Genomic DNA, 12,617 nt, shown 5'->3' with positions numbered 1-12,617 from the left:
GACCTGATGGCCGTGGTGGTGATCCATATGGTCTTCGTGGTGTCTGGCCTCATCATGGCGCTGACGGATCGCTTCTCGGAAGCGTCACACGGCAGGAAGATGAGCGAAACGAAGGCCGGGGCCGAACGCGGCCAATGACAGGGGCATGCGGCCTCAGGCGGCGCGTGGCGAGGATTCAGAGGTCAGGATGGCAAAGAGCGCGGCAGGGTCATCCGCCTGCCGCAGCATCTGCACCTGCGCGGGCGAGCGGAAGAACCGCGCCACGCGCGAAAGCGCCTGCAGGTGATCGGCGCCCGCGCTTTCCGGCGCCAGAAGCACGAAGACCAGGTCCACCGGCTGGCCATCGACCGATTCGAAGTCCACGGGCCGTCCGAGCCGGGCGAAGAGCCCGAAGAGGTGCGGCAGGTCGGGAATCGCCGCGTGCGGGATCGCGACGCCCTGCCCGATGCCGGTGGAGCCGAGACGCTCCCGCTGGAGCAGTTGATCGAAGATGATGCGCTCCGGGCGACCGCTGATTTCGGCCGCACGCAGGGACAGCTCGTGCAGGAGCTGCTTCTTGCCGTTGGGCTTCAGATCCGAAAGCACGGCCTCCGGAACAAGGAGTGACGTAAGCGCCATGACACCTGACCAAGCAGGCGGCGTGCCGTTCTGCGACGCCGACCCGGAAGTTGCACCTTGAGGGCTTTTTCGCCCCGCCTCTATCAGCCGATATCGACCCAGCCGTAATGGCCATCCTTACGGCGGTAGAGCACATTCACGCGGCCGGTGCCAGCGTTTCGAAACACGAGCACCGGGAGATCCGATTTCTCGAAGGCCTCCACGGCGGAAGTGGTGCTGTGGCGCGGGGCATTCGCCACGGCCTCGGCAATGATCACCGCGCCGGCGCCTGTGGTGGCGACCACATCATCCTCGTCGTCCTCCGGTTCGTCGAAGGCGGCCGGCGGGCTGGTGTCGAAGCCGTTGATCAGTACGCGATCCGCGCCGTGCTTGTCCTTCTTGCGCTTGAAGCGGCGCAGGGATTTCGCGATCCGCTCGATCGCGACCGAGAGCGATTGATAGGCATCGGGCGCCTCGCCCGTCACATGCATCACCGGGCCATGATCGAAGCGCACGGCGCATTCGGTCTTGAAGCCGATGCCATCGCGCGAGACCGTGACATGGCCGGTGAAGTTGGAATCGACATATTTCCGGATCACTTCGTTGAGACGATGCTCGGCCTGGTGGCGCAGCACTTCTCCGAGATCGATGTTCTTGCCGGAAACACGGATTTCCATGATCGACTCCCCTGTTCACGCCCCCGATTCCCCAGAGGCGATGGGAAAGGCTACGTCCGGCTGGCAGGGCTCGTCAATCGAAAGCAGCCAATCCCTGAACGGGCCGAAGCATCGTGCCTAACGCAGGATCAACCCGCTTTCGCGCGAGGCATTGCGGCAAGTTTCTCGCGCCGGCGGATCGAGGAGGAGGCAATTCCCAACCCTTCCCGATATTTGGCGACCGTGCGCCGCGCGATATCGATACCCATTTCCCTGAGCTTGTCGACGATCGCATCATCCGAGAGGATCGATTGCGCTTCCTCGGCATCGATGAGCTGCTTGATGCGGAAGCGCACGGCTTCCGCCGAAACCGAGGCCCCGCCGTCGCTGGCCGCGATCGCGGTCGAGAAGAAATACTTCATCTCGAACAATCCGCGCGGCGTCGCCATGTACTTGTTGGCCGTGACGCGGCTGATGGTCGATTCGTGCAATTGCACGGCATCCGCGATGATCTTCAGGTTCAAGGGCCTGAGATGCGCCACGCCATAAGTGAAGAAGGCATCCTGCTGGCGCACGATCTCGGTCGCGACCTTGAGAATGGTGCGCGCGCGCTGCTCCAGGCTGCGCACGATCCAGTTCGCGTTGGTCCAGTGTTCGTCCACGAAGCTGCGGGCGGCCTTGTCCGGGTTCCTGGAGACCCGGGCATAGAAGGAGCGGTTGGCGACCACGCGAGGCAGCGCGTCGGAATTCAGCTCCACCTGCCAGCCGCCATCGGATGCCGGGCGCACATGGACATCCGGCACGATGGCATCGATCATCGAGGAGCCGAAAATGAGTCCGGGCTTCGGATCGAGCCGGCGGATCTCGGCGATCATGTCGGCGAGATCATCCTCATCCACCCCGCAGGCGCGGCGAAGAGCCGCAAATTCGCGCTTCGCCAGAAGATCGAGATGGCTGATGAAGGCATCCATCGCAGGGTCGAGCCGGTCGCGCTCGCGCAGCTGCAGGCGCAGGCATTCCGCGAGGTTGCGGGCACCCACGCCGGTGGGCGAGAAGCCATGCACCACTTCCAGCGCGATCTCGCAGCGCCTCAGAGGCACGCCGAGGCGCTCGGCGAGGCTCTCCAGCGATTCCAGGAGATAGCCGGTCTGGTCGATCTGGTCGATGATCTGGCCGGCGATCAGCCGGGTGAGATCATCCGTATCACAACAGCCGAGCTGGCTTGCGAGGTGCTCGTGCAACGTGTTGCCCGCCGCGATATAGGCTTCGAGGTTCGGATCGTCGTCATCGAGCGAGGGGCCGCGGCCCGAACCGCCGGAAAGGTTCCAGTAGGCGCTCTCGGCCTGCGGGCCGTCCTGTGTCACCACCGCTTCATCGGGGAAGGCGTTCTCGAAGCTGGTGCCGGTCTCGCGTTCCAGCGTGGCGCGGTCGGCCGGCATGTCCTCGCTGGCCCAGTCGCCGGGCGTCGCCTCGGCGCGAGCCGGCTCCATCGGGCCGGCATCCGGCGCGATGGGGCCCTCATCGTCGCGGCTGTCACGCTCGAGCAGGGGGTTGCGCTCGAGCTCGGTCTCGACGAAAGCCTGCAACTCGGTCGTCGAGAGCTGGAGAAGCTTGATCGCCTGCAGCAGCTGCGGCGTCATCACCAGAGACTGGCTCTGGCGCATCATCAGTTTCTGGCCAAGGGCCATCGACTTGCCTCTTCCCGAATTCCGTGAATCGCGCCTCCTGCGCGAAACCTGATTCGGCACATTTATTGCAGATACTTAATTTCGGAACTCTGAAGGGCAAGCCGAAACTTTCACCGGCTTGCGCAAGCCGTCGCGTGAAGCCATGCAATTCCGCCATGCGGCGAAGCGCTGGCCCGGCCTGCAAGGCCTCAGAGGCGGAAATCCTCGCCGAGGTAAAGGCGGCGCACATCCGGGCTGGCGATGATCTCATGCGGCTGGCCTTCCATCAGAACCTCGCCGGAATGGATGATGTAGGCGCGGTCGATGAGCGAAAGCGTTTCGCGGACGTTATGATCTGTGATGAGAACACCAATCCCGCGTGATTTCAGGTGCTTGACGAGATCCTGAATATCCCCCACCGCAATTGGATCGATGCCGGCGAAAGGCTCGTCGAGCAGCATGAAATGCGGGCGCCCCGCCAGCGCGCGGGCAATCTCGCAGCGTCGGCGCTCGCCGCCGGACAGCGCGATCGAGGGCGAATGCCGAAGACGGGTGATCGAAAACTCATCCAGAAGGGAGTGAAGTTCGCGCTCGCGCTTTTTCGAATCGGGCTCGACCGATTCCAGCACGGCGCGGATGTTCTGCTCCACCGTCAACCCCCGAAAGATCGACGCCTCCTGCGGCAGATAGCCGATTCCCAGCCGCGCGCGGCGATACATCGGCAGGCCGGTGATATCGAATCCATCGAGATGGATGCGCCCGTGATCGGCCGGCACGAGGCCCGTGATCATGTAGAACACGGTTGTCTTGCCCGCGCCGTTCGGGCCGAGCAGGCCCACGGCCTCGCCTCGGCGCACATAGAGGCTCACATCCTTCACGACCTTGCGCCTGCCGTAGCTCTTGCCCAGCGATTCCGCCGCGAGAACGTCGATCGAATGCGTCACTTTGGTATCCGGCTGGCTGCGAAGGCGCAGGCCGATCGCCCCCGGACCCTGCCCCGCGGCGGGCTTGGCCGGCTTCTTGCCCAGGAGGTGCAGGAGGGATTGGAACACCGGTAAAACACTCGAACGAACGGAAAGATTGGATTTCTCGCTTATCGCCGCTTCAGGCAATCGTCACCTGCTCAGCGCGATGGGCTCAGGGCCGGGCCGGTTCCGGGCATTCCTTCGAACGCGCCGGTGTGTTGCCCGCATTGCGGTTGTTGCCGCCCGGCGCCTCGGAGCCCGGCGTGAAGACGCCCTGAACGCGGCCCGTGGGGCCGGCATCGACCTTCGCGCGGCCGGTCTTCACATCATAGACCACCCGTTCGCCGCGCTGAACATTGTCGCAATCGGCGATGACCACGCGGCCCGAAAGCGTCACCGTATCGCTCGCGGCATGATAGACCATCTTCTGCGAGGTGGCCGAAAGCGTGCCCGAGAGCAGCGAAACAGGGCCTTCGCATTCGATCTGCTGGATGGAGGTTGAACCCGGCGCCGGAGCCCCGCCGCCACGCGCCTGGGCATAGGAGATGATCATGCTCGCGCAGCGCAGGGTGCTCTGGCCCTGCACGGCAACGACATCGCCCGAATAGACCGCCCTGCTCTCCTTGTCGAAGACCTCCAGGCGGTTCGCATCCACCTTCACCGGCTCGCGGCTGTTCGAGCCGAAGCCAAGGAACGGCGTGCCGGCATTGCCGCGGCGGGTCGCATCCTGGGCGGTGGCCGCGCCAGCCAGGACAAGGCCGGCGGCCAGCGCCACCAGAAGCTTCGGGAAGGGACATTGCATCATCATTCAGTCTTTCCGGCCGGAGGGGCATTCACGAATTCGGAATGCACGCGTCCCTCAAACACGAATTTGTGGCCATTCTCCAGCACCTGCAAGCTATCGGCTGAAACCTGACCCGCCTGCATGCGCACGTCGACCGGCTTGTTGGAGACAACCGTGCCGGCCCTGAATTCGATTTCGGCTTCCTCGAGCTTCGCCTCGGTGCCGCTGTCGCTCTTCACGCGCACATTGCCGCGCAGGTTCAGCTTCTCGGCCTTGCTGTCATAGGTGCCCCCATCGCCCGAGAAATCAGTCCAGCCCTGCCGGCCCTGCTGCACGCGCGCCGAGAGCGTGAACATCTCGACGACATTCGGGTTGCGCAAGTCCTGCAGGGCCTTCTGCGCGTTCACCTCATAGGACGAGCCATCGCGGCGGAAGCCGGAGAGCTTCGGCTTTTCGACGACAATCTTCCGGTCCTCGATCGACACGGAACCGGCGATGTTCACCGGCACGCTCACCAGAAAACCCAGCACTGTGCGAGCCAGGAGAAACACCACGAATCCCCCGCAGGCGAGCGGGATGAGCCGCTTCAGCCAGCGCACGCGCCGGGAATGGCGCGCGGCCACCACGAATTCCGGACGATGCGCGTAGGCCCCCGGCAGGGCCGGAAACCGGGGAGGGGAGGAGGGGGGCGCCAGAAACGACACGCGAAGAACAGCCTTTTCTCATCCAGGAATTCCAAGCATATCCGGCATGCTCGCGGCGGAGTTATGGCGCAGGAAACACGAATATTCCATTCCCGCCCGCGCCATCCTCACACATGCGCGAAGATATCTGTCTCCGGCCAGCCCAGAAGGTCGAGCGCGGCCCGCGAGGGCAGGAAATGGAAGCAGGCCTCGGCCAGGTCCTTCCGGCCGTCCCGCACGAGCAGCGGATCGAACTTCGCCTTCAGCGCATGAAGGTGCAGAACATCGGAGGCCGCATAGGCCAGTTGCGCTTCCGTCAGCGTCTCCGCGCCCCAATCCGAGCTTTGCTGCTGCTTGGAAATCTCCACGCCGATCAGATCGCGGCAGAGATCCTTCAGGCCATGGCGATCCGTATAGGTGCGCGTAAGGCGCGAAGCGATCTTGGTGCAATAGACCGGGCTCGCCCGAATTCCGAAGGTATGCTGCAGCACCGCCAGATCGAACCGCGCGAAATGGAACAGCTTCAGGATCGACTTTTCCTTCAGCATTTTCACGAGGTTCGGCGCCTTCCTCTGACCCGGCGCGATCTGCACGAGATCGGCCGTGCCGTCGCCCAGCGATAGCTGCACGAGACAGAGCCGATCGCGATGCGGGTTAAGGCCCAGGGTCTCGGTATCGATGGCCACCACCGATCCGGCCGGGACCGGGGCGGGCAGGTCGCCCTTGTGCAGGCGGATGATCATGCGGAAAACACCTCCGGCAAAGAAACCTGTTCCTCTCTAGCCCGTTCTTGTTTGGGCTCAACCTTTCATCGCGAGGCAAGGGCCGGATCACCGCCCAGGGCCAAGGTCTGATTGTGTTTGTGCAAACGACAAATCTGATCCGCCTTTCTATATAGGCGATAAAGCAATTTCAGCCCCCGGAATTTTCCCATGCATCTGCTTGGTATCCACCATCTCACCGCGATCTCCGCGAATGCGAAGAACAATCACGCCTTCTATGCCGGGCTTCTCGGCATGCGGCTGGTGAAGAAGACCGTCAACCAGGACGACACATCCGCCTATCATCTGTTCTATGCGGATGGCGAGGGCTCGCCCGGCACGGATCTCACCTTCTTCGAATTCCCCTTGCCGCCCGAGCGACGCGGCACGCATTCCATCACCCGCACCGCGCTCCGCGTGAACGGAGCGGATGCCCTTGCCTACTGGGAGAAGCGTCTCGCGGCTGCCGGCGTGCCGCTGACACCGGTGCGGGAAATCGACGGTCGGCTGACTCTCGATTTCGAAGACCCCGAGGGGCAGCGCCTCAGCCTCGTCGATGATGGCGGCACGGGCGACGCCCATGCCTGGGCCAAGACCGACGTGCCCGCCGCCTGCCAGATCCGGGGCCTCGGCCCCATCCGCATGAGCGTGCCGGAACTGCGCCGCACCAAGCTCTTCGTGGAAGGCGTCTACGATATGCGCGAGGAACGGGATTTCGAGAACCCGGATGACAAGGCTTCGCGCATCCATGTCTTCCGCATGGGCGAGGGCGGCCCTGCGGCCGAATTGCATGTGGCGGTGGAACCCGGAAAGCAGCCGGCGATTCAGGGTGCGGGCGCCGTGCATCACGTCGCGTTCCGCTCGGCCGATGCGGATTACACGAACTGGCTCGCGCGCTACGCCGAAATCGGCCTGCGCTCATCCGGTCCGGTGGATCGCTTCTGGTTCCGCTCGCTTTACGTGCGGGAGCCGAACGGCGTGCTGTTCGAGATCGCGACCGATGGCCCCGGCTTCGCTGCCGACGAGCCGAAGGAAACGATGGGCGAGGCCCTCTCGCTGCCGCCCTTCCTCGATCCGAAGCGGGCCGAGATCGAGGCGGGTCTTACCCCGCTGTGAGATTCGTGTCGAGATCGGCTTCGGCCCGCGCGATCAGCCGGTCCAACAGCGCGCGCGCCGGGGCGACCATCGCCTCGGCCCGCGCCACGGCCGCCCAATCCACGGGAACTTCCGTCATCGTCGCGAGATGATCCAGGAGAGAGCGGTCGGAACCCAACGTGGCTTCGACCGCTTTTTTCACGAGCGCCATCGCCTCATGGCGCGGCAGATGCGCCGCGAGCGCGAAGCTCGCGGCTTCCGCGAGCACGAGACCGCGTGTCGCTTCGATATTCGCCTGCATGCGGCCCGCATCGACGCGCAAGGCGGCGAGCATTTCATCCGCGCGCAGGAGCGCAGCGCCCGTCGTGGCGATCAGCGGCGGAAGCGCGAGCCATTCCAGCGTCCAGGCCGCGCCATCCCGCTCGTTCAGGTGCAGGCCAGCCAGATGCAGCGCGCCCGCCTCGCCTCCCGCGTAGCGCGCCAGCGACTGCACGATCTCCGCAAGGACCGGGTTCTGCTTCTGCGGCAAGGTCGAGGAACCACCGGCACCGGCGAAACCCACCTCGCCCACCTCGCCCTGCGCGAGAAGCGCGAGATCGCCGCCGATCATGCCGAGCGAGCCGGCGATCATCGCGAGCATCTGGCCGAATTCGATCAGGCGATCGCGCCCCTTGTGCCAGGGCTCGGCCCGGCCGAGCGCCAGTTCATCGGCGAGGCCATCCATCACGGCGAGCGCCTGATCTCCGAAGACCGAGAGATTGCCCGCCGCACCGCCGATCTGCACCACGAGCAGACGGGGGCGGACTTCGGCAAGGCGCTCGCGATGGCGCAGCAGCGGCGCCATCCATTGCGCGGCTTTCAGGCCGAACAGGGTGGGTGCAGCCGCCTGCATCCGCGTGCGGGCGACACAGAGCGTGTCGCGATGCGCCTTCGCAAGGTCCGAGAGCCGCCTGATCAGCGCCGCGAGCCGGCGATCCATGATCTGCACGATCTCCCGCAGCCGCAGAACGAGGGCGAGATCGGTCAAATCCTGCGAGGTCATGCCCCAATGCAGCCAGCCACCCGCTTCCCTTGACAATTGGGCACGCAGAGCGCGCAGGAAAGCCGGCGCAATGACGCCGTCCCGCGCGATCCCGCCTGCAAGTTCTTCCGGGCGAACCGTGACGCCGCCAAGGCCCTTCACCAGCGCGCCACCCGCCTCCTGCGGGATGATGCCGAGCCGCATCTGGACCGTGGCCAGCGCGCTCTCCACGCGAATCATCGCGGCGAGTTCCGCCTCCTCCCCAAGCAGGGCCGCGATCACCGGGTCGCCGAGCAGGCCCTGATGCAGGCGGTTATCGAGCGGGGATAGGCTCATGGCGGTTCTCGAGTGGTCCGGGCGAAACAGGCGGGATCAACCGACAGGAAAACGCCCATCCGCACAAGCCGGAATTGACGCCGCGATCTCGCCGTCGGATGGTCGGCGCTCCGCAATCCTTATCCCGCGACACTTCCGGAGGATGGCATGGGGCGCCTGTCCACGCATGTTCTCGACACCACCCATGGCCGGCCCGCGAGCGGCATGGTGATCGAGCTTCTCGAGACCCGGGCCGAAGGCGGCTGGAAGGCGCTGAAGACCCTCACCACCAATGCCGATGGCCGCACCGACGGGCCTATTCTCGGGCCCGAGGAGATGCGCACAGGTCGCTTCCAGCTGCGCTTTCATGTCGGGGCCTATTTCCGGGGGCTGGGCCTCGACCTGCCCGATCCCGCCTTCCTGGAGCATGTGCCGATCCAGTTCGGCATCGCGGATGCCTCGGGACATTACCACGTGCCGCTTCTGTGCACGCCGTGGTCCTATTCCACCTATCGGGGCAGCTGAAGAATGACCTATCCGCGAGATCTCGTCGGCTATGGCCGCAACATTCCGCATGCGAAATGGCCGGGCGGCGCCCGGATCGCCGTGCAATTCGTGATCAATTACGAGGAAGGCGGCGAGAACAACATCCTGCATGGGGATGCCGCTTCAGAGGCGTTCCTCTCGGAGATCGTGGGCTCAGCGGCATGGCCCGGCATGCGCCACATGAACATGGAATCGATCTACGAATACGGTTCGCGCGCGGGTTTCTGGCGGCTCCACCGCCTGTTCACCGATCGCAACATGCCGGTGACCGTCTATGGCGTGGCGCATGCCATGATGCGCCACCCGGATGCAGTGGCCGCGATGAACGAGGCGGGCTGGGAAATTGCCAGCCACGGCCTGAAATGGATCGATTACCGCGATTTTTCCGCCGAGGACGAGGCAAAGCACATCGCGGAAGCCGTGCGCATTCACACGGAGGTCGCGGGAGAGCGGCCGCTCGGCATGTATCAGGGCCGCACCAGCGCCAATACTTTACGCCTCACACAAGGCGAGGGCGGTTTCCTCTATTCCGCCGACAGCTATGCCGATGAACTGCCTTATTACGTCGAGGGGCCGAATGCGCGTGGCGGCACGGGGCCGTTCCTCATCGTGCCCTACACGCTCGATGCGAATGACATGCGCTTTGCCACGCCGCAGGGCTTCAACGCGGGCGATCAGTTCTTCGCCTATCTCAAGGACAGTTTCGACACGCTTTATTCCGAAGGCGAAACGAGCCCGAAGATGATGTCGATCGGGCTCCATTGCCGTCTTGTGGGGCGCCCCGGACGCGCGGCGGCGCTCGCGCGCTTCCTCGATTACGTAAAGAGCCACGAGAAGGCGTGGGTCGCGACCCGTCTGGATATCGCGCGCCACTGGGTGATGACCCATGCGCCGGCCGGAGGCTGGAAGCCGTCCACGATGCCGAAGGCGCTCTTTGTCGAAAGGTTCGGCGGCGTCTTCGAGCATTCGCCCTGGGTGGCGGAGGCGGCTTTCGCGGCGGGCCTCGGTGCCGGGACCAATTCCGCGCCGGGCCTTCACGCGGCGATGGTCAAGGCGATGCGGGAAGGGACCGACGAACAGAAGCGCGCGTTGATCCTCGCGCATCCCGATCTTGCGGGGCGGCTCGCGCTGGCGAAGCAGCTTACGGCAGATTCGACGAAGGAACAGGCTTCCGCCGGGCTCGATCGCCTCACGCCAGCGGAACTCATGGAGTTCACGCGGCTGAACGAGGCCTACAAGGCGAAATTCGGCTTCCCCTTCATCCTCGCCGTGAAGGGCCGGAGCAAGGAGGATGTCTTGCGTGGTTTTAAAACACGAATCGGTAATAATCCTACCCAAGAATTCGCCACCGCTCTCGACGAGATCGAACGCATTGCGCGCCTTCGCCTCGGCGAAATCCTGCCGGAAACCGCATGACCCGACATTCTTCCGCCCTTGATGCCGCCTGGGCCGCGCTTCGCGCGCATCATGCCGGCCTCGCCGGCACGCGCATCGCCGCCCTGTTCGAGGAGGATCAGGCGCGTTTCGAGGGCTTCTCGGCCTCAGCTGATGGCCTGCTGATGGATTATTCCAAGTGCAGGCTGACGGGGGAAACCCGCCGCCTTCTCCTCGCGCTGGCCGAGGCCGCGGGTGTCACGGGCTTCCGGGACCGGATGTTCGCGGGCGAGCCGATCAACCTCACCGAGAATCGCGCGGTGCTGCACGCGGCGATCCGCGCGCCGAAGGGCGCGGGGTTCACGCTGGACGGGCAGAATGTGATGGCGGATGTGCTCGCCATGCGCGAAGCCTGCTTCGCCTTTGCGAGGGACGTGCGCGGCGGCAAGATCGCCGGCGCGGGCGGTGCCTTCACGGATGTCGTGAATATCGGCATCGGCGGGTCCGATCTCGGTCCCGTCATGGCGGTGGAGGCCCTCCGGTCGTTTCATGATGGCCCGCGCCTGCATTTCGTTTCCAATGTCGATGGCGCGCATCTCGCGGATGTGCTGAAGGGGCTCGATCCGGCGCGCACACTCATTCTCGTGGCGTCGAAGACCTTCACGACCATCGAGACCATGACGAATGCCCGCTCGGCGCGGGCCTGGCTGGCCAGGGCCTTGGGCGAACGGGCGGTTTCCGATCATTTCGCGGCCATCTCGACCGCGCGCGAGAAGGTCGAGGCCTTCGGCATTCCGGCCTCGCGCATGTTCGGCTTCTGGGATTGGGTTGGGGGGCGCTATTCGGTCTGGTCGTCGATCGGCCTGCCGCTGATGATCGCTGTCGGGCCGGAGCGTTTCGCGGAATTCCTTGCAGGTGGCCATGCGATGGACCGGCATTTCCGCGAAGCGGAACCGAAGAAGAACCTGCCGATGCTGCTCGGCCTGATCGGCATCTGGCATCGCAATCTCTGCGGCCATGCCAGCCGCGCGATCATTCCCTATGCCCAGCGCCTCTCACGCTTTCCTGCCTATCTCCAGCAGCTCGACATGGAATCGAACGGCAAGCGCGTGACACGCGAGGGCGAGCCCGTGACGACGGTCACCGGCCCGATCGTCTGGGGCGAACCGGGCACGAATGGCCAGCACGCCTTTTTCCAGCTCATCCATCAGGGAACGGATATCATCCCGGTCGAGTTCCTGCTCGGCGCGAAGGGCGAGGATGACCCGGCACACAAAGCAAAATCAAGCGAAGCGGCTTCCGGTTCGCGTGAAGATCTTGCGTTTGAAAAAGCTCTATCCGCGCATCAGCCGTTGCTCATCGCGAATTGCCTCGCGCAATCGCAGGCGCTGATGCGCGGACGCACGCTTGCCGAGGCTGGCGGCAATCCGCATCGCGTCTTCCCGGGCGACCGGCCGTCGATCACGCTGCTCTTCGAGAAGCTCACGCCCTTCGTGCTGGGACAGCTCATCGCGCTCTACGAGCATCGCGTCTTCGTCGAGGCCGCAATCTGGAACATCAATGCCTATGACCAATGGGGCGTGGAGCTGGGGAAAGAACTCGCGACGAAGCTCGAGGGTCCGGTAAAAACCGGCGAGGGGCTGGAAGCACTGGACGGCTCGACCGCGGGGCTGCTGCGGGCGGTGAGAGGTTTGAGTTGATTTTGGCAGGGGGAAAGGGTTAACCTGCAACAGCAAAGCGCTTTCAAGGTATCATGCATAATTTTACGGCATACATTGACGAAGCGGGTGATGAGGGCTTCGGAAAACTGGCCGCAGGGTCAAATGGAGGACAATCACGCTGGTTGGCCTTGGGGGCTTGTTTAGTTACACGAGAATATGATCTCAAATTGCCGACTTGGCGCGATAGAATTCTATCTCGTTTCCCCAATCGCCGTTCCCGTGACTTACATTTTCGCCATTTCAAGCATGAACAGAAAATAGTTGTATGTCAGGAGTTAGCATATCTTCCTATCGGTTTTTGTACGGCCTTATCTCACAAAGTTACAATTCCTGGCAGTCGCTATGAGACCATTTTTAAAGAGCCAGGATATCTTTATCCCGCATTTCCCATATGGCCGCGCCAATTCCATGACGAAGAGCGAAGATTATGAT

Annotated in this window: 12 protein-coding genes; 4 read left to right on the top strand and 8 right to left on the bottom strand. The window is 64.0% G+C overall.

Annotated elements, in window-relative coordinates; translation table 11 throughout:
* Positions 1–153: 153 nt before the first annotated feature.
* The 7 genes from ACKODO_RS05100 to ACKODO_RS05070 all read right to left on the bottom strand — a co-directional run bounded on the left by ACKODO_RS05100 (position 154) and on the right by ACKODO_RS05070 (position 6,095).
* The gene (locus tag ACKODO_RS05100; RefSeq protein ID WP_408982372.1) at positions 154–618 is read right to left on the bottom strand and encodes a PTS sugar transporter subunit IIA; all 465 of its coding nucleotides are present in this window, start codon (positions 616–618) and stop codon (positions 154–156) included.
* Positions 619–701: 83 nt separating this feature from the next.
* Positions 702–1,274, bottom strand: a complete 573-nt coding sequence (gene hpf / locus ACKODO_RS05095) for a ribosome hibernation-promoting factor, HPF/YfiA family (RefSeq protein ID WP_408982371.1) — start codon at positions 1,272–1,274, stop codon at positions 702–704.
* Positions 1,275–1,402: 128 nt separating this feature from the next.
* Positions 1,403–2,941 carry an RNA polymerase factor sigma-54 gene (gene rpoN, locus ACKODO_RS05090; protein WP_408982370.1) on the bottom strand — a complete coding sequence of 513 codons (1,539 nt, stop codon included), beginning with the start codon at positions 2,939–2,941 and terminating at the stop codon, positions 1,403–1,405.
* A 188-nt stretch (positions 2,942–3,129) separates the two neighbouring features.
* Positions 3,130–3,972, bottom strand: coding sequence for an LPS export ABC transporter ATP-binding protein (gene lptB / locus ACKODO_RS05085; protein WP_408982369.1), 843 nt, complete (start codon positions 3,970–3,972; stop codon positions 3,130–3,132).
* Between the two features lie 85 nt (positions 3,973–4,057).
* A complete protein-coding gene (locus tag ACKODO_RS05080) occupies positions 4,058–4,693 on the bottom strand; it encodes an LptA/OstA family protein (protein WP_408982368.1) in 636 nt (211 codons plus the stop codon).
* Positions 4,690–5,373 (bottom strand): LPS export ABC transporter periplasmic protein LptC, encoded by a 684-nt coding sequence (lptC, locus tag ACKODO_RS05075; protein WP_408982367.1) that lies wholly within the window; start codon positions 5,371–5,373, stop codon positions 4,690–4,692. The genes ACKODO_RS05080 and lptC overlap by 4 nt, the downstream gene beginning before the upstream one ends.
* Before the next feature lie 107 nt (positions 5,374–5,480).
* The gene (locus tag ACKODO_RS05070) at positions 5,481–6,095 is read right to left on the bottom strand and encodes a ribonuclease D (protein WP_408982366.1); all 615 of its coding nucleotides are present in this window, start codon (positions 6,093–6,095) and stop codon (positions 5,481–5,483) included.
* A 189-nt stretch (positions 6,096–6,284) separates the two neighbouring features.
* On the opposite strand from ACKODO_RS05070, the gene ACKODO_RS05065 reads away from it, so the two are divergent.
* Positions 6,285–7,229 (top strand): ring-cleaving dioxygenase, encoded by a 945-nt coding sequence (locus ACKODO_RS05065; protein ID WP_408982365.1) that lies wholly within the window; start codon positions 6,285–6,287, stop codon positions 7,227–7,229.
* On the opposite strand, the gene ACKODO_RS05060 is transcribed toward ACKODO_RS05065, so the two are convergent.
* Positions 7,216–8,565, bottom strand: coding sequence for a lyase family protein (locus tag ACKODO_RS05060; RefSeq protein WP_408982364.1), 1,350 nt, complete (start codon positions 8,563–8,565; stop codon positions 7,216–7,218). The genes ACKODO_RS05065 and ACKODO_RS05060 overlap by 14 nt on opposite strands.
* Positions 8,566–8,712: 147 nt before the next feature.
* Between ACKODO_RS05060 and uraH the strand changes: the two genes are divergently transcribed.
* From uraH to pgi, 3 genes are read left to right on the top strand one after another with little or no spacing between them, the layout of a single operon-like run.
* Entirely contained in the window at positions 8,713–9,069 is a 357-nt protein-coding gene (gene uraH, locus ACKODO_RS05055) for a hydroxyisourate hydrolase (protein WP_408982363.1), read from the top strand.
* Positions 9,070–9,072: 3 nt separating this feature from the next.
* Positions 9,073–10,506: an allantoinase PuuE gene (puuE, locus tag ACKODO_RS05050; RefSeq protein WP_408982362.1), complete on the top strand. Its 1,434-nt coding sequence runs from the start codon at positions 9,073–9,075 to the stop codon at positions 10,504–10,506.
* A complete protein-coding gene (gene pgi / locus ACKODO_RS05045; RefSeq protein WP_408982361.1) occupies positions 10,503–12,164 on the top strand; it encodes a glucose-6-phosphate isomerase in 1,662 nt (553 codons plus the stop codon). The genes puuE and pgi overlap by 4 nt, the downstream gene beginning before the upstream one ends.
* Positions 12,165–12,617: the final 453 nt, after the last annotated feature.

The organism is Rhabdaerophilum sp., from assembly GCF_046092605.1.
GTDB lineage: Bacteria > Pseudomonadota > Alphaproteobacteria > Rhizobiales > Beijerinckiaceae > Rhabdaerophilum.
The sequence above is the reverse complement of the archived record's forward strand: the minus strand, read 5'-3'. Positions and strand labels throughout refer to the sequence as shown.